General features: G+C 62.8%; 21 protein-coding genes. 11 read left to right on the top strand and 10 right to left on the bottom strand.

The features are described 5' to 3' along the window. The first annotated feature begins 82 nt into the window (after window positions 1–82). On the top strand, window positions 83–1,027 hold the full coding sequence (locus tag ACB033_RS11785) for a D-2-hydroxyacid dehydrogenase (RefSeq protein ID WP_371140531.1): 945 nt from the start codon (window positions 83–85) through the stop codon (window positions 1,025–1,027). A gap of 66 nt (window positions 1,028–1,093) precedes the next feature. On the opposite strand, the gene mepM is transcribed toward ACB033_RS11785, so the two are convergent. Beyond that, the gene (mepM, locus tag ACB033_RS11780; RefSeq protein ID WP_139724942.1) at window positions 1,094–2,431 is read right to left on the bottom strand and encodes a murein DD-endopeptidase MepM; all 1,338 of its coding nucleotides are present in this window, start codon (window positions 2,429–2,431) and stop codon (window positions 1,094–1,096) included. A gap of 259 nt (window positions 2,432–2,690) precedes the next feature. On the opposite strand from mepM, the gene ACB033_RS11775 reads away from it, so the two are divergent. Together ACB033_RS11775 and ACB033_RS11770 are read left to right on the top strand one after the other, a co-directional pair. Beyond that, window positions 2,691–3,983: a LapD/MoxY N-terminal periplasmic domain-containing protein gene (locus tag ACB033_RS11775; protein WP_139724944.1), complete on the top strand. Its 1,293-nt coding sequence runs from the start codon at window positions 2,691–2,693 to the stop codon at window positions 3,981–3,983. Further along, the gene (locus ACB033_RS11770) at window positions 3,983–4,924 is read left to right on the top strand and encodes a TAXI family TRAP transporter solute-binding subunit (protein WP_017765337.1); all 942 of its coding nucleotides are present in this window, start codon (window positions 3,983–3,985) and stop codon (window positions 4,922–4,924) included. Before ACB033_RS11775 ends, ACB033_RS11770 begins: the two co-directional genes overlap by 1 nt. On the opposite strand, the gene ACB033_RS11765 is transcribed toward ACB033_RS11770, so the two are convergent. Together ACB033_RS11765 and znuA are read right to left on the bottom strand one after the other, a co-directional pair. After that, the gene (locus ACB033_RS11765; protein WP_139724947.1) at window positions 4,919–5,593 is read right to left on the bottom strand and encodes a transglutaminase-like cysteine peptidase; all 675 of its coding nucleotides are present in this window, start codon (window positions 5,591–5,593) and stop codon (window positions 4,919–4,921) included. The two genes, ACB033_RS11770 and ACB033_RS11765, sit on opposite strands and share 6 nt — an antisense overlap. 84 nt (window positions 5,594–5,677) lie before the next feature. Then, window positions 5,678–6,592 carry a zinc ABC transporter substrate-binding protein ZnuA gene (znuA, locus tag ACB033_RS11760; RefSeq protein WP_017778339.1) on the bottom strand — a complete coding sequence of 305 codons (915 nt, stop codon included), beginning with the start codon at window positions 6,590–6,592 and terminating at the stop codon, window positions 5,678–5,680. 94 nt (window positions 6,593–6,686) lie between these two features. On the opposite strand from znuA, the gene znuC reads away from it, so the two are divergent. Together znuC and znuB are read left to right on the top strand one after the other, a co-directional pair. Then, on the top strand, window positions 6,687–7,451 hold the full coding sequence (znuC, locus tag ACB033_RS11755) for a zinc ABC transporter ATP-binding protein ZnuC (protein WP_139724948.1): 765 nt from the start codon (window positions 6,687–6,689) through the stop codon (window positions 7,449–7,451). Window positions 7,452–7,472: 21 nt separating this feature from the next. After that, window positions 7,473–8,252, top strand: coding sequence for a zinc ABC transporter permease subunit ZnuB (gene znuB, locus ACB033_RS11750; protein ID WP_010636072.1), 780 nt, complete (start codon window positions 7,473–7,475; stop codon window positions 8,250–8,252). A 109-nt stretch (window positions 8,253–8,361) separates the two neighbouring features. Here the strand turns inward: znuB and ACB033_RS11745 are convergent, their stop codons facing one another. Continuing rightward, window positions 8,362–9,252 carry a LysR substrate-binding domain-containing protein gene (locus ACB033_RS11745; RefSeq protein ID WP_117405547.1) on the bottom strand — a complete coding sequence of 297 codons (891 nt, stop codon included), beginning with the start codon at window positions 9,250–9,252 and terminating at the stop codon, window positions 8,362–8,364. Window positions 9,253–9,343: 91 nt separating this feature from the next. Here ACB033_RS11745 and ACB033_RS11740 point away from each other — a divergent pair, with 91 nt between their 5' ends. Further along, window positions 9,344–10,201, top strand: a complete 858-nt coding sequence (locus ACB033_RS11740) for a DMT family transporter (RefSeq protein ID WP_005305226.1) — start codon at window positions 9,344–9,346, stop codon at window positions 10,199–10,201. 10 nt (window positions 10,202–10,211) lie between these two features. Here the strand turns inward: ACB033_RS11740 and ACB033_RS11735 are convergent, their stop codons facing one another. Then, complete coding sequence (locus ACB033_RS11735; RefSeq protein WP_337077052.1) at window positions 10,212–10,793, bottom strand: uracil-DNA glycosylase family protein; 582 nt, start codon at window positions 10,791–10,793, stop codon at window positions 10,212–10,214. Between the two features lie 102 nt (window positions 10,794–10,895). On the opposite strand from ACB033_RS11735, the gene rarD reads away from it, so the two are divergent. Beyond that, window positions 10,896–11,804 (top strand): EamA family transporter RarD, encoded by a 909-nt coding sequence (rarD, locus tag ACB033_RS11730; RefSeq protein WP_139430670.1) that lies wholly within the window; start codon window positions 10,896–10,898, stop codon window positions 11,802–11,804. On the opposite strand, the gene ACB033_RS11725 is transcribed toward rarD, so the two are convergent. Beyond that, complete coding sequence (locus ACB033_RS11725; protein WP_005305238.1) at window positions 11,786–12,520, bottom strand: ABC transporter substrate-binding protein; 735 nt, start codon at window positions 12,518–12,520, stop codon at window positions 11,786–11,788. The genes rarD and ACB033_RS11725 overlap by 19 nt on opposite strands. Window positions 12,521–12,564: 44 nt before the next feature. Here ACB033_RS11725 and ACB033_RS11720 point away from each other — a divergent pair, with 44 nt between their 5' ends. Next, window positions 12,565–12,966 (top strand): GIY-YIG nuclease family protein, encoded by a 402-nt coding sequence (locus ACB033_RS11720; protein ID WP_139724952.1) that lies wholly within the window; start codon window positions 12,565–12,567, stop codon window positions 12,964–12,966. Between the two features lie 105 nt (window positions 12,967–13,071). On the opposite strand, the gene pspG is transcribed toward ACB033_RS11720, so the two are convergent. From pspG to ACB033_RS11700, 4 genes are all read right to left on the bottom strand, one after another. Then, window positions 13,072–13,290 (bottom strand): envelope stress response protein PspG, encoded by a 219-nt coding sequence (gene pspG / locus ACB033_RS11715; RefSeq protein WP_010636066.1) that lies wholly within the window; start codon window positions 13,288–13,290, stop codon window positions 13,072–13,074. 42 nt (window positions 13,291–13,332) lie between these two features. Beyond that, entirely contained in the window at window positions 13,333–13,539 is a 207-nt protein-coding gene (locus tag ACB033_RS11710; RefSeq protein ID WP_139724954.1) for a PspC domain-containing protein, read from the bottom strand. A 2-nt stretch (window positions 13,540–13,541) separates the two neighbouring features. Next, window positions 13,542–14,204, bottom strand: a complete 663-nt coding sequence (gene pspA, locus ACB033_RS11705) for a phage shock protein PspA (RefSeq protein ID WP_371140530.1) — start codon at window positions 14,202–14,204, stop codon at window positions 13,542–13,544. A 206-nt stretch (window positions 14,205–14,410) separates the two neighbouring features. Next, window positions 14,411–15,139: a 1-acylglycerol-3-phosphate O-acyltransferase gene (locus ACB033_RS11700; RefSeq protein WP_010636063.1), complete on the bottom strand. Its 729-nt coding sequence runs from the start codon at window positions 15,137–15,139 to the stop codon at window positions 14,411–14,413. A gap of 177 nt (window positions 15,140–15,316) precedes the next feature. Between ACB033_RS11700 and ACB033_RS11695 the strand changes: the two genes are divergently transcribed. The 3 genes from ACB033_RS11695 to ACB033_RS11685 are packed head-to-tail and all read left to right on the top strand — an operon-like array spanning window position 15,317 to window position 18,572. Continuing rightward, on the top strand, window positions 15,317–15,697 hold the full coding sequence (locus tag ACB033_RS11695) for a hypothetical protein (RefSeq protein WP_139724958.1): 381 nt from the start codon (window positions 15,317–15,319) through the stop codon (window positions 15,695–15,697). Window positions 15,698–15,751: 54 nt separating this feature from the next. Further along, a complete protein-coding gene (locus ACB033_RS11690) occupies window positions 15,752–17,806 on the top strand; it encodes a protein-disulfide reductase DsbD (protein ID WP_139724960.1) in 2,055 nt (684 codons plus the stop codon). Window positions 17,807–17,816: 10 nt separating this feature from the next. Continuing rightward, window positions 17,817–18,572: a DsbA family protein gene (locus tag ACB033_RS11685; protein ID WP_139724962.1), complete on the top strand. Its 756-nt coding sequence runs from the start codon at window positions 17,817–17,819 to the stop codon at window positions 18,570–18,572.

The raw sequence follows: 18,572 nt of genomic DNA, 5'->3' as shown, positions 1-18,572 counted from the left end.
GCTATGTTGGCCGGTCAACTCGGGTAAGATGAAGGCAGAGCGGCCTCTCTCCCGCGCCGCAAATCTGATAAGGAACAAGAGTATGAGTCAACGTACCCTTCTTTTGCTCAGCCAGGACAATGCTCACTACGAGCGCCTGCTCAAGGCGGCCCACCTCCCTCATCTGCGCATTCTGAGAGCCGACAACCAGAGCGACGCCGAAAAAGTGATCGGCGAGGCCCACATCCTGATGGCCGAACCGGCGCGCGCCAAACCGCTGCTGGCCAAGGCCAGCAAACTCAGCTGGCTGCAATCCACCTACGCCGGGGTCGACGTGCTGCTGGATGCCAGCTGCCGCCGTGACTACCAGCTCACCAATGTGCGCGGCATCTTCGGCCCGCTGATGAGCGAGTACGTGTTCGGTCATCTGCTCAGCCTGATGCGCCAGATCCCCCTCTACCGGGAACAGCAGAAGCAGCGGCTGTGGCAGAGCCACCCCTATCACGGTCTCAAGGGACGCACCTTGCTGATCCTGGGCACCGGCAGCATAGGCCAGCACATCGCCCACACCGGCAAGCACTTCGGCATGAAGGTGCTCGGCGTCAGCCGCGGTGGTCGCGAACGGGCTGGTTTCGACCAGGTATATCAGCTGCCCGCCCTCAACAAGATGCTGGCGCAGGCCGACGTCATCGTCAGCGTGCTGCCCGCCACCCGCGAGACCCATCACCTCTTCACCGCCGCCCGTTTCGAGCACTGCAAGCCGGGAGCCATCTTGTTCAACGTGGGGCGCGGCAACGCCATCCACGAAGGGGATCTGCTCACGGCACTGCGCACCGGCAAGCTGGGGATGGCGGTGCTGGACGTATTCGCGCAGGAGCCGCTGCCCGCCGACAGCCCGCTCTGGGGCCAGCCCAACCTCATCGTCACGCCGCACAACAGCGCTTACAGCTTCCCCGAGGACGTGGCCCAGATCTTCGTGCGCAACTACATCCGCTTCATCGATGGCCAACCGCTGGACGGCAAGATCGACTTCGATAAGGGCTATTGATGGCCGCCAGCCAACAAAAAGGCCCCGCCAGCGTGGCGGGGCCTTTTTATGTCGGCGAGAGAGGCATCAACCGGCCTCCATCTCCTTGCGATAGCTCTTCACCTTGGCGAGGAACTGGCGTTTCTCCTTGCCGGAGAGCGGCTCCGCCATCGGCAGCTTGACCTTCATGGCATCCACCGGGCGGTTGTTGATCCGCACTTCGTAGTGCAGGTGAGCGCCGGTGGAGCGACCCGTGTTGCCGGAGAGGGCAATCTTGTCACCCATCTTCACCTTCTGGCCAGGTTTGACCAACAGCTTGCTCAGGTGCAGGTAACGGGTCATCAGGGTGCGACCGTGTTTGATCACCACATAGGTGCCGGCCAGCGGGTGGCTGGTCGCCTTTAGCACGACACCGTCACCGGTCGCCATCACGGGGGTGCCGACCGGCAGGGCAAAGTCGGTGCCCTCGTGAGGCCGCACCTGGCCGGTGATCGGGTGACGGCGATTCGGGTTGAAGCTGGAGCTGACCCGGTAGCGGCTGTGGGTCGGGTAACGGCGGAAACCGCGCTCCAGGCTGTTGCCCTGCCCATCGTAGTAATTGCCATCTTCGGACAGCCAGGCGGAGACATTCTGACCCTGACTGAACACTTCCACCCCGAGCAGCTGGGTGTTGCCTGTGCTCTTGCCTTCGACCGTCTCCTGGCGCACCAGCACCTTGAACTTGTCGCCCTTTTTCAGATCTTTGGCGAAGTTGAGCCGCCACTGGAACAGGTTGGCAATTTTCTGGATATGGTTGGCCGGGACCCCCGCATTGCGGGCACTCACATAGAAGCTGCCATTGATGACGCCGTCATAGCTCTTCTTCTGCCACTCCACCTCTTCATTGAGCATGTTTGCGCTGTAGGTGTCGTCGGTACGCTCCAGCACCAGGGTCTGCTTGATGTTCAGGCGGATCTTCATCTGCTGCAGTATGTTGTCCTGATCGATCAGCAGCTCGATGGTCTGGCCCGGCTTGAGCCGTGCCAGATTGTTCTTGGTGTCGGCATCCAGCACCTTGTAGAGGGTGGTGGTGGAGAGACCCAGGTTGTTGAAGATGGTGGTCAGATTCTCGCCATTGCGCACCCGGTAATCCTGCCACTGGGGGGTGGCGTCGGCCGGGATATCATCTTCCGGCGTCGCGGCTTCTACCAGCTCGTGATCCGGGATGTCGTTGAAGTCCGTATTGTCTTCGTTGGTTGCGGTGCCATTGGTGGCGATCGGCAACTCCAGTCGCAGCGGCCGCTCCAGGATGTCACCCGGGGCTGGCAATATGGCTACCGCCGACAGCGTCATGGCCGTCAGCAGTAGCATGGCGTAAAAGTGTTTGCGGGGAACCGGGGGTTCCCAATTGGCGGCCTGCGCTACCAAGGGACGGAGACGTTTCATCCGCTATCCTGTCATTAGATCCAAGGGTGTTAGTGGTCAGTCTGTTTGTTATGAAACCGTATAAAACTGATTGTTTGACCTAAATACTCACAATTAGTTCATAGCAATCTGCATGAACCTCACATTTTATGCATAACATTCCTTCATGGGCAGAAATGATCGTCTTTTTTAACCATTTTTTCCTATTTTTAAGAGCCGGGTCAGCTCACGTCCGACCCCAGGTTTCAACATGTTGCGGTAACTTTTCCATGGAGTGGATATGTCGTTAGCGAAACTGTTAAATCAAATCATCCTGATTTTGTTCCTGATTGGCGCCGTCCTGCTGTTCATGCTGGAAGTCACCACGGTACGGCAATCCATCCTCGATCAGATGTCCGCCAACCTGGAAACCGCCATCACCGCCCTCGGGCTGGTGCTGCAAGGCACCCTGCTCAACGATGACAAGGTACTGGCCGAGACCATAGTCAACGCCATGTTCGATGGAGGCTTCGTCAGCGCGGTCACCCTGCTGGATCCGGATGGCCAGGTGCTGTTTCAGAAGATCTTCCACACCGCGCAACAGAACGTGCCGACCTGGCTCCCTTCTGTTATCGACATGCCGCCGGTAAAAATTGAGCAGGAACTGACCGATGGCTGGCGCATGCTGGGCACCCTCACTCTGGAAGGGCACACGGGCTATGCCTACCAGCATCTGTGGAATGCGATCAGCCGTACCGGCACGGCCCTGGTGGCAGGTCTGCTGGTGTTCACCCTGGTGATCTCCTGGGTCTGCAAACGGCTGCTGCGCCCGCTCGAGCAGATCAATCTGCAACTGGTGAAGATCCGCAAGCGCCAGTTCAGTGGCACCCTGGACGCTCCCTGGCTACAGGATCTCAAGGAGCTGGCCGGCTCGGTCAACCAGCTGGTGTCTGAACGCAAGCGGGATCTGCTGCAGCAACGGCTCAAGATAAGCCATCTCGGCAAACAGATCCCCATGGTCAATGAGCAGCTGCAAACTCTGACCTGCGCAGGAGAGGGGCTGTTGCAACAACACTTCTTCTCGACCCAGGGCAGCATTCGTCTCTACAGCCGCCTCATTCCGGAAGTCACCCCGTCACTGAACAGTTCACCGGACGAGCTCCGGCACCTGCTCGATCTCTGGCTGCACCATGCAGTCGAGGGATTGCAGCTGCCGCTCAGCCTGCTCGGCCACCCCGACTGGGCACAATTCGCACCTCTGCTGGCCAAGGGCAGAGGCAAGACCCTCGACTGGCGCTGGGATCAGGAACATGTGCCACCCCTTGCCCAGGAGCGGCTGGCCGCCTTGCAGGAACAAGGGGTGGAGATGGCCTTCAGCGCCATCCCGATGACCAACGAGACCTTCAATCAGCTCGACCCCATCAATCCCGTTTTTATCAGCTGCCAGCCGACCCAGGCCCCGCTCTACTGGAACTTGGTGGCCCAGTGCCTGCACAGTGCGGGCTACACCCTGCTGGCGGAGGCCGGCGACATTCAGGATATCGACACCCTGCGCAACTGGGGCATCGATGGCTACGCCGGCAAGGAGGCATGATGAACAGGACCGGATTGTTGCTCGCCCTGCTGTGGCCACTGCCGCTGCTGGCCAACCCCACCACCATAGCCACCGGCGGTGAACAGGGGATCTATCACCAGATCGCCAAAGAGTTCTGCCGGCTGGCCAACAAGAGCGATGCCGGACTGCAGTGCAAGCCGCAGGCGACCTCGGGCTCCATCGAAAATCTGCGCCAACTGAAAAGCGGCGAAACAAGCTATGCGCTGGTGCAGTCGGACTGGCTCTACCAGGCCAGTAACGGCCTGGGTCCATATGCCAGTCAGCCGCAACCAGAGCTCAGGGCCATCTTCGCCACTCACGCCGAGCCCTTTACCATAGTGGTGAGGGCCGACGGCGACATCACCAGCCTGGAGCAACTCAAGCTGGCCCCCATCGACATGGGACTCAAGAGTTCCGGCACCCGCCAGACGGCGCTCGCCCTGTTCAACGTGCTGGGTGCCAAGGAGCAGGATCTCGATCTCAAGAGCGTGGCCAATCTGGCCGAGTCCCTGTGCAGCAAACAGATCGACGCCTATGGCCTGGTGATGGGTCACCCCAACCGCATCGTGCTGGATACAGCCAAACGCTGCCCCGTGCGTTTCCTGCCGATCGAGGGGGCTACCCGGGATCAGCTGCTCAAGGGGGTCAAGTATTACCAACGCAGCCAGATCCCTGCGCGTATCTATCCGGGCAACCTCAAGGCGACGCCGACCTTTGCCATCGCCGCCACCCTGGTCACCACCGCCAGCACGCCACAGGCCGACGTTTACCGCCTGACCCGGGCCATGCTGGCCCAGCAAACCAGGTTCAATGAGCAAACCTACGGTTACGCCAACCTGTTTCACCAGGCGCGCAATAAAACCGGCCCGGTGCTGAGCATCGAACAGCATCCGGGCGCGGCAAAATATTTCGAGGAGCTGAAAGCGGCGGGCAAGCTATAGCTGACGGCGGGGGGAGCGCAACTGCTCGCTGGAGAAGCGGGTCTTCATCGAAGTCCACTGCGCCAGCCTGTCGGCACTGCCTGCCAGGGTTCCTTCGCGGCGGGACTTCATGATCCAGATGCTCTTGGCATCAAAACTGTAGACGGGGATAAGATCGGTCCGCTTGCTGCCGGGCAGGATCCGGTTGTTGATGTTGTCGAGCACCAGCGGATCCGACTTGGGGGTCGCGAAGTAGAGCGTCACCATGTGGAACTGGTTGTACTTGACTGCCTTGACGTAAGCCAGCCGCAGCTTCTTCTCGTCCACCCCAAGCTCCATCAATGTGTAGTACTTGGAGATGCTGTAATCCTCGCAGTCGCCACCACGGGCACCGATAAACTCCAGCGGGTTGGCCCAGTAATCTTCCATCCCCCATAACTTGGGATCCTCGCTGTAGGTCAGGTTGTTGAAGTAGTTGTTGACCAGCTCGATCTTCTGCTGATCCGTGGTGCCGGCCCTTGGCGTCAGCAGACGTGAGAAGGCTTCTGCCCGCTGGAGGGCTCGACCGCCATAGACCTCCTGCAATTTTGCCTGCAGTGCAGGGCTGGCCATGTATTCGGAGAGGCGGGAAGCCTGCACGCCGGTGCAACAGAGCGCCAGCGTGCAGGTGGGAACGAGCAGCCATTTCATACAAGACACTCCCTGCAAGATGCTGGAGGTCAGTATAGTTGCCTCTGGCGGCCCCAGCGGCGGGCACGCGGCGCTGCGACGTGGTCAACGGCACTCGGCGAAGGCGTCGGCCAGCTGCTGCATGAAGCGGGGATAGCCATCCGGGCCGAGCGGCACCTGTTCACCCACTTCATCCAGCAGCAGCACCTTGGCGCCAGTATTGCGGGCGACCGACTCGATCACCGCCGGCGAGAACTGCGGCTCGGCATAGATGCAGCTCGCTTTTTTCTCTTCCAGCGCCTTGCGGATCTCCACCAGAGTCTTGGCACCAGGGCGTCGCTCCGGGCTCACGGTGAAGTGGCCCTTGGAGCTCATGCCATAGTGGCGCTCCCAGTAGCCATAGGCTTCATGAAACACGAAGTAGCCCTTCTGGTTCACCGCCTTCATCTGCTCGGCGATCACCTTGTCCTTGGCCTCCACCTTGGCCTTGAAAGTGAGCAGGTTGGCGCGATAACGCTCGGCGTTGGCAGGATCCTGAGCGCTCAGGGTTTCGCTCAGGGCATTGGCGATGACCAGCGCCTGGGTCGGACCCAGCCAGATGTGGGGGTCGACGCCCTCGTGGTGGTGCCCCTCATGACCGTCGTGGTCATGGCCTTCATGCGCCTCGTCGGCGTGCTCTTCATGACCGGCCTGCTTGCTGTAATCAAACAGCGGCATCCCTTCCACCCGGGTCAGGGTCAGCACATGGGGATGTTTGGCCAGCGGCTTGGCCATGAAACCTTCCAGCTCGGGGCCGACCCACACCACCAGATCGGCCTCATTGATGCTGCGAATGTCGGAGGGGCGCAGGGAGAAATCATGGGGCGAGGCGCCGGTCGGCAGCAGCACCTTGGGCTCACTCACGCCGTCGGTGATGGCTGCCGCGATGAAACCCAGCGGCTTGATGGTGGTCAGCACCTCGAGGGCACGGACAGGCAGACTCACCGCCAGCAGGGCAGTGATCAGGGCAAGAATTCGCATAGAGATCTCGTCAGGAAGTGTGTGTGTGATAATATAACAAACCAACGTTATTGTTATATTATAACTCTCACAGGCTGTAAACCCCGGAGCTGTCATGACCCAACTGGTGGAGCTGAAAGAGGTCTGTCTTTCATTTGATGGACGACTCGTGCTCGACAAGGTCTCCTTTACCCTGAACAAAGGCAAAATCACTACCCTGGTCGGCCCCAACGGGGCGGGCAAGAGTACCCTGAGCAAGCTGGTATTGGGCCTGCTCACGCCGGATTCGGGCCAAATCACCCGCAGCCGCGACCTGCGGGTTGGCTATGTGCCCCAGCGCCTCTATCTGGATCCCACCCTGCCGCTGACGGTGCGTCGTTTCCTGCAGCTTGGCAAGAATGGTCGCCTCTCCATCGCGGAGGCACTGGGCCGGGTCGGCGCGGAAGATCTACTGGACAACCGGATGCAGAAGCTCTCCGGCGGCGAAATGCAGCGGGTGCTGCTGGCCCGTGCCCTGCTGGTCAAGCCCGAGCTGCTGGTGCTGGACGAACCGGTGCAAGGGGTGGACATCAACGGCCAGATCGAGCTCTACGCCCTCATCAGCCAGCTGGCCGCCGAGTTCAACTGCGCCGTGCTGATGGTCTCCCACGACCTGCATCTGGTGATGGCCAGCACCCACGAGGTGATCTGCCTCAATCGCCACGTCTGCTGTCACGGCGAACCGGAGAGCGTGGCCCGCCACCCCGAGTTTGCCCGTCTGTTCGGCCGACCGGAGCAGGAGGTGCTGGCGGTCTACACCCACCATCATCACTGCGACGGCGAACACCATCATCATGAACCGCAGGCCCCCGTCATTCGCCTGCCCTCCCGCAATCAATAACGTACCCGACAGGATCATCAAGTGGACAGCTTTCTGTTATACGCCCTCGCGGCCGGCCTCGGCATCGCCCTGCTGGCCGGCCCCCTCGGCAGTTTCGTGGTGTGGCGCAAGATGGCCTATTTTGGCGACACCCTCTCCCACGCCTGCCTGTTCGGCATCGCGCTCGGCATCCTGCTGCAGGTGGATCTCACCCTGGCGGTGGTGGTCTGCTGTCTCGCCATGGCCATGCTGCTGGTGATCATGAGCCGCAACCAGCAGGTGGCCACCGATACCCTGCTCGGCATCCTGGCCCACAGCGCCCTGTCGCTCGGTCTGGTCACCCTGAGCTTCATGGACAACGTGCGGGTAGATCTGATGGCCTACCTGTTTGGCGACCTGCTCTCGGTGCAACCGATGGACTTGATCTGGATCTACGGCGGCGGCGCCCTGGTGCTGCTCACCCTGTGGCGGCTGTGGGATCCCCTGCTCTCCATGACCATCTCGGAAGAGCTGGCCCGGGTGGAAGGAGTCAGGGTCGATGTGCTGCGCTGCGTGCTGATGCTGCTGATCGGATTGGTGATCGCGGTGGCGATGAAGTTCGTCGGGGCGCTGATCATCACCTCCTTGCTGATCATCCCTGCGGCAACCGCCCGCCGCTTCAGCCGGACACCGGAGCAGATGGCCGGCTTCGCCGCCCTCATCGGCTGCCTTGCCGTACTCGGCGGGCTGTTGCTCTCCTGGTATCAGGACACGCCGGCAGGCCCGTCTGTCGTGGTCTGTGCCACCAGCCTGTTTGTGCTGAGCCAGTTCAAGAAAGCCTGAGCCTAAAGTGGCCTGATCCTTGTAATCAGGTCACTCCACATCCCAGCCCGTCGGTGGTGGTCTGCGCCACCAGCCTGTTTGTGCTGAGCCAGTTCAAGAAAGCCTGAGCCTAGAGAGGCATGCTCTGGCGTGTCTCCATCATCAGCCATTGGCGCAGCCGGCCGATGGCAGGCTCATGGGCCCGCGAGCGCTTGCAGGTAAAGTAGAAAGCATCCCCCGTCTCCAACTGGTGTACCGGCAAGGCCACCAGCTGGGGATCATCCGGTCGCAGCATGTAGTCGTTCACGAATGCCACCCCCTGATCCCAGGCCGCAGCCTCCATCGCCAGCAACACATGGCTGAAGTGGTGCATCCGCGCCTCCGCCGGTATCACCAATCCCCCGGCCTTGGCCCAACGCTGCCAATCCTCTCCCCGCGCCTTGTAGATGGACTGCACCGACAGCAACGGCAGTTGCCAGATTGCGTCCGGCCACTCCCCCTCCACCTGCTGCAGCAAGCGGCGACTGCAGACCGGGAAGAGCCGCTCCCGGTAGATGAGATCATGACAATAGCCCCGACCATGGGGCGAGACGGTGATGAAGCAGTCCGCCACCCGATCGGAGAGTTCGGGATCCTCCGCCACCATCTCCAGGCTGAGATCCAGCTCGGGGTAGAGCTGGCGCAACCCCGCCAGGCGCGGGATCAGCCACTTCACCGCAAACGAGCTGTAGACCGCGAGCCGCAGCCGCATCTCGCCGCCGCCGCGCAGTTGCTCGCTGCTCTGGGCAATCTGGCCTAGCCCGGCGGAGATCCCCTCGAAATAGACCTCCCCCTGCGCCGTCAGCGACAGCAGCCGCCCCTGACGCAGCAGCAGCCGTTCCCCCAGAAAATCCTCCAGCAGGCGGATCTGATGGCTGACCGCGCTCTGGCTGACGTTCAGCTCAAGGGCCGCGCGGGAAAAGCTGAGCAGGCGGGCAACCACTTCGAAGTATTGAACGGCGCGCAGGGGAGGCAGCTTCATTATCCAAAATTCTCATGCATGGTGACTTTTTATCATTTTACTGGATAACGAAGCGCGGGCTACCCTTCCCTCATCTGACACAGGAGGTAGCATGAACGCAGTGGGGATCGGCATCCTTTATCTGGTGCTGGGCAATATGGTGGCGGTCTTTTCCGACGCGCTGGTCAAGGTGCTGGAGCCGGATCAGCCGGTATTTCAGTTTGTCTTCTTCCGCCAGCTCTCCGCCGCCATCCTGCTGACTCCCTGGCTGCTCTGGTCATGGCGTCGCAACCCGCCGGTGGCGCTCAAGTGGCACCTGCTGCGCGCCCATATCTGGGCCATCGGCGTCTGCCTGATGGTGATCGCCCTCACCCGGCTGCCGCTGGCCACCGCCAACGCCCTCTTCTATGCGGCGCCGCTGATGATGGTGCCGCTGGCGGTGTGGCTGGCGGGGGAAGCCATCTCGCGCCAGAAGGTGCTGACCGCCTTCATCGGCTTTGTCGGGGTGCTGATCGTGCTGCGCCCCACCGAGGTGAACTGGGCGGCGCTGGCGGCACTCGGGGTAGCGCTCTCCATGGCGCTCAACAATCTGCTGATCAAGCGGATCCCGCTCCAGCAGCCCATCGCCCAGACCCTGTTCTTTACCAACGTGCTGAGCATGCCCTTCATCCTGGCGCTGGCCTGGTGGGAAGGAGGCGACTGGCAGTGGCAGATGTGGTGGCCCGCCTTCGGTTCTTCGGCGCTGATCATGGTCTATGCGGGGTTGTGCGTGGTGGCCTATCGCAAGGCGGAGGCGAGCAAAATAGCCTCCGCGGAGTACACCGGCCTGCTGATGGCGGTCGCCATCGGGGTGTGGCTGTTCGATGAGCAGCCGGGCCTGCCGCTGCTGCTGGGGTGCCTGTGCATCATACTGCCGCTCATCGCCATGGCCCGCAGCAAGCCCAAACCACAGGCCGAGCCGGCGCTCTAGCCAACGAGGGTCACCCCAGCAGCGGGGCGACCCTTTGCTGCAGATGGGGGATCACATCCTGCTCGAACCAGGGGTTCTTCTTGAGCCAGAAGGTGTTGCGCGGGGACGGGTGCGGCAGCGGCAACCAGGCCGGACCGTAGTTCGCCCAGCTGCGCACCGTCTCGGTCAGCGACCCCTTCGCCGCATCCCGCAGGTAGTGGCCTTGCGCATACTGGCCGATGAGCAGGGTCAGCTCGATGTTGGGCAGCAGCATCAATACCTTGTCGTGCCAGATGGGGGCACATTCGGGGCGCGGCGGCAGATCCCCCGACTTGCCCTTGCCGGGGTAACAGAGCCCCATCGGCATGATGGCGATGCGGGATTCATCGTAGAAGGTGGCCTTGTCCACTCCGAGCCACTGGCGCAGGCGATCGCCGGAGGGGTCGTCCCAGGGGATGCCGCTGGCATGCACCCGGGTGCCGGGCGCCTGGCCGATGATCAGCAGGCGAGCGTGCTCGCTGCCACGGATCACTGGTCTGGGCCCGAGCGGCAAGTGTGCCTCGCACAGGCGGCAGGCATGGATCTGTGCAAACAAACTGTCGAGTCGGTTCATGGGCCCGATAGTAGCAGAGTTTTCCGCCGGATCCTGCTTGTGAAAGATTCAGCAGATACTTATCATGCAGCCACATTTGTTTAATTTAATAAACGGAGCGAGATGAAGAACTGGATGGGCACCGGCAGCGCGGCCCTCTCATTCGTGCTGTGGGGCATGCTGCCCCTCTATTACCAGTTCATGCCCGCGGTCAACATGTGGGAGCTGCTCTCCCACCGGGTACTCTGGTCGGCGGTGCTGCTGGGGATCCTGTTCCTCGTCGTCGGCTACCGGGTGCCCTGGGCGCGGCTGCGCAGCGAACCGCGCCAGCTCGGCCTCATCCTGCTGGCCGGCCCCGTCATGTCCATCAGCTGGTGCATGTTCACCTGGTGCCTCACCACCGGTCAGGTGCTGGCCACCAGCCTCGCCTTCTTCATGACGCCACTGTTCAACATCGTCTTCGCCGTGTTGTTCCTCAAAGAGAAGCTCACCCCGCAAAAACACCTGGCGGTGGCGCTGGCCCTGGCGGGGCTGGCCTACATGCTCTTTTCTTACGGCCAGCTGCCCTGGTTCTCCCTGGTCATGGGGGCCAACTTCGCCCTCTATGGCCTGCTCAAGAAGAAGGTGCACTATGACGCCGGCGTCAGCCTCTACCTCGAGGCGCTGGTGCAGCTGCCCGTCGCCCTGCTGATCATCGGCGCTCTGGCGGTGAGCGGCGCCAGCCAATTTATGGCCGGTGACTGGACCGAGCGACTGCTGCTGATGGGCAGTGCCCCCGCCACCCTGCTGCCGGTGGGGCTGTTCTGCTATGGCATGATGCGCACCCGCATGAGCACGGTGGGTCTGCTGCAATATATCGAGCCCAGCCTCGCCTTCCTGCTCGCCATCTTCTGGTTTGGCGAGACGCCGGATCCGGTGAAATCGGTGGGATTTGCCTTCGTCTGGGCCGGCCTGCTGGTGAGCCTGCTGCCGCTGCACAGGCTCGGGCGCCATCTGCGCCGCAACGCCGACGCTCAGGGTCTGCCGCGGTAGGACTCCAGGATGGCGTGCCACTTGGGATCCCGGTCCATCTGCTCGGCGATGTCGTTCAGCCTGTCATGCAGATCGCTGCGGGATTTTGGCAGCAGTATGTGGCGGGTATAACTGGACTGGGCGAAGGGCGAGACAAACAGCTTGCCCTCGAAAGCGGGGTCGTGGGTGAAGAAGGTGAGCGCCGAGCCCGGCACCAGGGTCACGTCGATGCGGCCGCGCACCAGCAGGCTGAAGTTGGTCTTGACCTTCTTGGCATCCACCCGCACCAGATCGCCTCTGGCCGACGCCTCGTCGATCCCCTGATAGTGGTACCCCTCGATGCCGCCGAAGGTCATCCCCTTGAGCGAATCCGGCCCGCGATAGGTGACCGGTCTGTCGGCACTTGAGATGAGCTCGTTGGTATCGCGCATGATGGGAAAGGTCCAGAGGTAGCGCTCGCGCTGGGGATCCCCCACCCAGGCGGGATTGACCCAGGCCACCAGACCGTCGAAGCCGGGATCCGACATCTCCAGCGCCAGTCTGGCCCGATTCACCAGCCAAAGTTCCAGCTTGGGTTCTCCGCCAAGCTTTTCATTGAGATACTTGACCAGATCCCGGCTCAGACCGCTCTGCTCCCCGGTCATGAAGGGGGGATGCTGATGATAGTCGTAGAGACGCAGCGTCTCGCCATGAGCCGATATCGACAGCAGACACCACAACCACCACCATGCTCGCATCGCACCTCCTTGGGCTGCTCTTGAGTGTGGCACAGAGAGATCGAATGAGAAAACCCCCTAGCGGCGCCAAACCAGCTGCCAGCCCGCCCACCTGCCACTGGTTCATCTACATGGTGCGCACCGCCAGCGGCCTGCTCTATACCGGGATTAGCACGGATCCGGTTCGCCGCCTGCGCCAGCACCAGAGTGGCAAGGGAGCCCGCGCCCTGCGCGGCAAGGGGCCACTGACCCTGGCGTGGCAGCAGGCCGTCGGTGAGAAAGGCATGGCGCTGCGCCTCGAATACCGACTCAAGCAGCAGAGCAAGGCCTTCAAGGAGCAGCTGATCACCCAGCCGGAGCGCTGGCTCGCCTGCAGCGAATCATGGCTGGCCGCCGCCCGGCCACAAAAAAGGCCGCTGCATGCAGCGACCAGGGAAGGAGCCGATAACAGGGAGTGTCAACGGTAGGCATTAACCTGCTTGCGCCGGCAGCTGATGAAGCAGCACACCCCAGCAAACGCAAAAAAGGCCGCTGCATGCAGCGACCAAGGAAGGATCCGATAACAGGGAGTGTCAACGGTAGGTATTGGCTTGCTTGCGCCTACTGCTGATGAACCAGCACACCACCAGCAGCACCAGCAACCAGGGCGCCAGCTTGATGATGAGGGCAAACATGCCGGCCAACGCGCCAAACAGCACGAAGACGCCGCTCACCAGCAACATGGCCAGCACGGTGAATCCGGCCAGCGCCATGCCGACCAAGACCAGCATCAAGACGATAAATTCCAGCATGTTGTGCTCCTCACTGGGTTGATGCGGCCAGATGACCCGGGGTCAATCCAGCCAGCGCTTCAATTCACGACGGGGCGGCATGACGAGCACCGCCAGCAGATAGATGGCCAGGACCAGGGGCGGCATCAGGATCAGCGCCATCAGGGCCGCGACCCGCACCGTCACCCTGGAGAGCCCCAGCCCATTGGCGATGCCGGCACAGACTCCGGTCAGCTTGCGATGGGCAAGATCCTTCGGCCAGGGCGTCATGGTTATGCCTCCACCTTTTGACCCTTGAGGCGGGCCAGTTCCCGTTCAATCTCGTCGTTCAGCTCCAGCTCGCGGAACTGGGCCTCCAGCGAGGGGTTCTGCCCCAGGGTTGCCGCCTCCAGCTGAGCTTCCAGCTGATCGACCCGCCCCTGAAAGCCGTCAAAACGGGCCATCAGCTCGTGCATGCGCTGGTTGTCCACCTGGGCACGGGCCCGCAGCCGGCTGTGGGCGGTCTGCTCGCGCAGGGTCAGCATCTTCTGCTTCTCACGCGCCTCGGTCAGCTTGGCGGCCAGCCGCTCGCTGTCGGCGGTGAGCTGGGCCAGCACCTCGGCGACCCGCGCCTTGTCCTGCTCCAGCTGTTCGCATTTCTTGACCTCGGCCAGCTTCTCGGTGAGCGCGGCCCGGGCCAGATCCTCGCGCCCCTTCTGGATGGCGAGCTCGGCCTTGGCCAACCACTCCAGGATCTGGTGTTGCAACGTCTGCTGATGACGCTCCAGCTGCTTCTGTTCGGCGATGACGCGGGCGGCCTGGGTTCTCATCTCGACCTGGACCTGCTCCATCTCCTCAATCATCAGCCGCAGCATCTTCTCCGGCTCTTCGCTCTTGTCGAGCAGGCTGTGCAGGTTGGCATTGATCACGTCGGTCAGGCGGCTAAATACGCTCATGGTCTGGCTCCTTGTTGATGGGATGACAATCTCTTCCCATAACATTACAAGAGCCATGCCAAGATAATTTTTCCTTTACTTACATATAGATGAGGTTTTATCAGATATTTTCAACACCGTCTTAGTGGCGAAAAATACCGATCTGGTGGCGATTTTCACCAATAAAAAAGGGAGCCAACGGCTCCCTCATGCAATCAGTGACAGGCTCAGGCGGCGCGGGTATGACCGAGCTTGCGGTCCAGTTCGACCAGCTTGGCCTCCATCCGGCTGCGGCAGATCTCGGACAGCTCGCGGATGCCGGCGGCGCCATGCTCCTTGCTGCAGACAGGGGCCATCACTTCCAGCAGCACCTCGCCGTTGTCCCAGCGGTTGAGATCGATCTGGCCGAAGTAGCTGGAGCAGACGATAGGCACCACTGGCACCTCAGCCTGCACCGCAGTATGGAAGGCACCCGCCTTGAATGGCAGCAGGCCGCGCCCCTTGGAACGGGTCCCCTCCGGGAACATCCAGATGGAGGTGCCACGTGCCTTGATGCGATCCACCACCTGGCCTATGGTGCCGATGGCACGTGAGCGGTTGGAGCGGTCGATCAGCACGTTGCCGGAGAGCCAGAAGATGAGGCCGAAGAAGGGCAGCCACAGCAGGCTCTTCTTGCCCACCGCCACCACGCCGGGCTGCACCGCGCCGGTCACGGTGAAGATGTCGTAGTTGCTCTGGTGGTTGCAGACGTAGACGGCCGGTCCCACCGACTTCACCTCGTCGGCCACCGTCACCCGGACCTTGAGGCCGATGAGCGGACAGACGGCGTGATACATGCGGGCAAAGACATAGACGTTGTTGGGATGGCGCGGACGCACCAGGCACAGCAGCAGACCGAACAGGAACCAGAAGATGAGCAGCAGACCAAGCAGCAGCACACGGGCAATTTTGAGCATCGAACACCTCGGATTTTGACTCGGCGCAGTATACTGGTCCCCCTTTTAGCGAACAAGCGTTCGCCAGACAGAACCGACCACCCTTCGCCACTCGCCCCTGAGCCATAAAACGGATGGCGGCTTGCCCCACCCGGCATTGGCCGTTAGGATGTGGCCATCTTGATGAACGGGGCGAGCATGATTCACCAACAACGCGTGGCGAAACGACTCCTGCTGCTGGTCTGCCTGCTGGTGCTCAATTGCGCTGCCCAGCCGCTGGCCCGGCTAGCCCTGCTCGATCACGCCATCAGCTGTCAGGCCCTGCCCCAGTTCGCCGCAGCCGACGACCAGGCCGACAAGGGCACGCCCGCCAGCCCGCAGCCCAACAGTTGCCAGCTCAACGGCAAGTGGCTGAGCGCCACCACCCTGCTCTGCCTTGAGCAGCTGTTCTTTGCGGTGGCCCTGCTCATCGCCCTGCTGACCCCGCTCTGGCGCTACACGCCGCCACTGCCGCCACCACGGGCCGTGTCGCCCCCCGAACGACGACTTCACCTCACCCTCTGTGTCTGGCGGGAATGAGTTCAGCCGCGCTTTTTCAGCCTGCTGTCATTCATTTTTTGCGAGACAACATCTATGTCAACTCTCTTCAAGGCGAGCCTGCTGCTGGGCTGCCTGCTGTGGCAATCCACTGGATTGGCCAGCGATACGGGCTGGCTCACCAGCCCCCAGAACGATCACGCCAAGGTCAGGCTGCAAGCCGACCGCAGCGCCCCTGACCAGACCCGCATCCTGCTCGAGGTGGCCCTCGAATCCGGCTGGAAAACCTACTGGCGCAGCCCGGGTGAAGGGGGCATAGCGCCCCAGATCCTGTGGGAGCAGCCGGTCGGCAACTTCCAGTGGCACTGGCCCACACCGCGCCCCTTCGAGGTGGCCGGGCTCAGCACCCAGGGCTATCAGCAACAGGTACGCTTCCCCCTGAGCCTGGACTCCCCCGCCGGGCAGCCGCTCAAGGGCACCTTGCGCCTCTCCACCTGCAGCAACGTCTGCATCCTGACCGACTACCCCTTCACCCTGGCGGTGGATGGGCAGGCGCCGGCCGGTTTCGACTTCGCCTGGGCCCAGGCCATGAGTACCTTGCCGCAAACGCTGCCCGCCGATACCCGGGTCGAGCTCGGCTACCAGCACAACCAGCTGCAGCTGCGCGCCGAGCGGGCAGAGGGTTGGCAGGCGCCTGCGCTCTTCATCGATGCGCTGGAGGGGGCCGAGTTCGGCAAGCCGGCGCTCGAGGTGAGCGGCAACACCCTGATTGCCCGGGTGCCAGTCAGCGACGGCTGGCAGGGGGATGCCCCTGACTTGCGTGGCCAATCCCTCGGCCTGCTGCTCGGCAGCGGCGATGAAGCCTGGCAGACCAGCGCCACCATCGCCGGGCCTCTCGCCCTGCCGGCCCCAGGCCAGCCTCTCATCTGGCTGCTGGGGGCGGCGCTGCTCGGCGGCCTCATCCTCAACCTGATGCCTTGCGTACTGCCGGTGCTGGCCCTGAAACTGGGTACCGTGCTGCAGCAGCAGGAGAGCGAACAGCGACAGGTGCGCAAGCAGTTCCTCGCCGCCAGCGCCGGCATCATCGCCTCCTTCTGGGTGCTGGCAGCCATGAGCAGCCTGCTGCGCGCCCCCAGTTTTGGAATGAGTGGCGCGGTCGGCTGGGGGATCCAGTTCCAGAGCGCCGGCTTCATCGGCTTCATGGTGGCGGTGACCCTGCTGTTTTGCGCCAACCTGCTGGGGCTGTTCGAGATAAGGCTGCCGAGCAGTCTCAGTACCCGTCTCGCCACCCGCGGCGGTAACGGATTGGGCGGGCATTTCCTGCAGGGGAGCTTCGCCACCCTGCTGGCCACCCCCTGCTCGGCCCCCTTCCTCGGCACCGCGGTGGCCTTTGCGCTGGCGGCACCGCTCGGCCAGCTCTGGCTCATCTTCACGGCGCTCGGCCTTGGCATGAGCCTGCCCTGGCTGCTGGTGGCGGCTCTGCCGCGCCTCGCCCTCTGGCTGCCCAAACCGGGCCGCTGGATGGGGCGGCTGCGCATCCTGCTCGGGCTGATGATGCTGGGCTCCAGCCTCTGGCTGGCGAGCCTGCTTGGCAACCATCTGGGCAGCACGGCCACCGGCTGGCTGATGGCCGCCATGCTGCTGGCGCTGCTGATCGGCATCCTCTGGCGTTATGGCATGCGCGGTTTCACGCTGGCCCTCTCCCTCTCGGCCCTTATCGGCGGCGCCCTGCTGCTGGGGGGCGCCCTCACGGCGCAGGGGTCAGGCAGCGTCGATCGCATCGCCTGGCAGCCGCTCTCCGAGCAGGCCATCGTCGATGCGCTGGCCCAGCGCAAGCGGGTCTTCGTTGACGTCACCGCCGACTGGTGCGTCACCTGCAAGGCCAACAAGTACAACGTGCTGCTGCGTGACGAGGTGCAGAGCGCCCTGTCGGCCCCGGACGTGGTGGCCCTGCGCGGTGACTGGAGCCGGCCGAGCGATGCCATCTCCGCCTTCCTGCGCCAGCGCGGCGCGGCCGCCGTGCCCTTCAACCAGATCTACGGGCCCGGCCTGCCAGAGGGAGAGATCCTCTCCCCCCTGCTGGACAAGGCCGACTTGCTCGACGTGTTGCACCAGGCCGGCCTCGTCCGGGCCGATGTCACCCATTTTTAAGGAGAATCCCATGACCCTGCGTACTCTGAAACTGCGCACCCTGACCCTCTGCACCACCCTGCTTGCCGGCACCCTGAGTGCCCCCTTGTTGCAGGCGGCCCCCTTCACCCCGGAGCAGGAGGCGCGCATCAAGGAGCTCATTCGCGAGACCCTGGTCCAGAACCCGACCATCCTCGACGAGGCGGCCGAATCCTGGGAGAAACAGAACGCCGCGGCCCAGGAGGCCCAGCTCGGCAACTTCATCAAGGGCAATCAGGATGTGCTGTTCAACAGTGCCACCAGCCCGCGGCTCGGCGCCAAGAATCCCAAGCTGACCCTGGTGCTGTTCACCGACTACAACTGCCCCTATTGCAAGCAGTTCGATCCCCAGCTGACCAAGCTGCTCAAGGCCTATCCCGACGATCTGGGGCTGGTGGTCAAGCTGCTGCCGTTCAAGGGGCAGAGCTCGGCCAAGGCGGCCCAGTACAGCCTCACCCTCTGGCAACAGGATCCGGCCCGCTTCCTCGCCCTGCACGACAAGCTGATGAGCAAGCAGGGGATGCTGACCGAGGCGGACATCAACAAGGCGTTGGCGGCCACCGGCAACACGGCCCTCAAGCCCGATGCCAAGGCCACCGAGGAGCTGCGCAACAGCCTTCGTATCGGCACTCTTCTTGGCGTGCAGGGCACCCCGGCGACGCTCATCGGCAACCAGCTGGTGCCGGGCGCCCTCCCCTATGACGAGCTGGAGCAGCTGGTGAAGGCCGAGCTGGCCAAGCGGAGCTAA

It is taken from the genome of Aeromonas sp. S15(2024), from assembly GCF_041402265.1.
GTDB lineage: Bacteria > Pseudomonadota > Gammaproteobacteria > Enterobacterales > Aeromonadaceae > Aeromonas > Aeromonas dhakensis.
The sequence above is the reverse complement of the archived record's forward strand: the minus strand, read 5'-3'. Positions and strand labels throughout refer to the sequence as shown.

Excerpts from the sequence above, each read along its gene's own strand:
- ACB033_RS11785 (WP_371140531.1), top strand. The coding sequence starts at position 83 with ATGAGTCAACGTACCCTTCTTTTGCTCAGCCAGGACAATGCTCACTAC.
- mepM (WP_139724942.1), bottom strand. The coding sequence starts at position 2,431 with ATGAAACGTCTCCGTCCCTTGGTAGCGCAGGCCGCCAATTGGGAACCC.
- ACB033_RS11775 (WP_139724944.1), top strand. The coding sequence starts at position 2,691 with ATGTCGTTAGCGAAACTGTTAAATCAAATCATCCTGATTTTGTTCCTG.
- ACB033_RS11770 (WP_017765337.1), top strand. The coding sequence starts at position 3,983 with ATGAACAGGACCGGATTGTTGCTCGCCCTGCTGTGGCCACTGCCGCTG.
- ACB033_RS11765 (WP_139724947.1), bottom strand. The coding sequence starts at position 5,593 with ATGAAATGGCTGCTCGTTCCCACCTGCACGCTGGCGCTCTGTTGCACC.
- znuA (WP_017778339.1), bottom strand. The coding sequence starts at position 6,592 with ATGCGAATTCTTGCCCTGATCACTGCCCTGCTGGCGGTGAGTCTGCCT.
- znuC (WP_139724948.1), top strand. The coding sequence starts at position 6,687 with ATGACCCAACTGGTGGAGCTGAAAGAGGTCTGTCTTTCATTTGATGGA.
- ACB033_RS11745 (WP_117405547.1), bottom strand. The coding sequence starts at position 9,252 with ATGAAGCTGCCTCCCCTGCGCGCCGTTCAATACTTCGAAGTGGTTGCC.
- ACB033_RS11740 (WP_005305226.1), top strand. The coding sequence starts at position 9,344 with ATGAACGCAGTGGGGATCGGCATCCTTTATCTGGTGCTGGGCAATATG.
- ACB033_RS11735 (WP_337077052.1), bottom strand. The coding sequence starts at position 10,793 with ATGAACCGACTCGACAGTTTGTTTGCACAGATCCATGCCTGCCGCCTG.
- rarD (WP_139430670.1), top strand. The coding sequence starts at position 10,896 with ATGAAGAACTGGATGGGCACCGGCAGCGCGGCCCTCTCATTCGTGCTG.
- ACB033_RS11725 (WP_005305238.1), bottom strand. The coding sequence starts at position 12,520 with ATGCGAGCATGGTGGTGGTTGTGGTGTCTGCTGTCGATATCGGCTCAT.
- ACB033_RS11720 (WP_139724952.1), top strand. The coding sequence starts at position 12,565 with ATGAGAAAACCCCCTAGCGGCGCCAAACCAGCTGCCAGCCCGCCCACC.
- pspG (WP_010636066.1), bottom strand. The coding sequence starts at position 13,290 with ATGCTGGAATTTATCGTCTTGATGCTGGTCTTGGTCGGCATGGCGCTG.
- ACB033_RS11710 (WP_139724954.1), bottom strand. The coding sequence starts at position 13,539 with ATGACGCCCTGGCCGAAGGATCTTGCCCATCGCAAGCTGACCGGAGTC.
- pspA (WP_371140530.1), bottom strand. The coding sequence starts at position 14,204 with ATGAGCGTATTTAGCCGCCTGACCGACGTGATCAATGCCAACCTGCAC.
- ACB033_RS11700 (WP_010636063.1), bottom strand. The coding sequence starts at position 15,139 with ATGCTCAAAATTGCCCGTGTGCTGCTGCTTGGTCTGCTGCTCATCTTC.
- ACB033_RS11695 (WP_139724958.1), top strand. The coding sequence starts at position 15,317 with ATGATTCACCAACAACGCGTGGCGAAACGACTCCTGCTGCTGGTCTGC.
- ACB033_RS11690 (WP_139724960.1), top strand. The coding sequence starts at position 15,752 with ATGTCAACTCTCTTCAAGGCGAGCCTGCTGCTGGGCTGCCTGCTGTGG.
- ACB033_RS11685 (WP_139724962.1), top strand. The coding sequence starts at position 17,817 with ATGACCCTGCGTACTCTGAAACTGCGCACCCTGACCCTCTGCACCACC.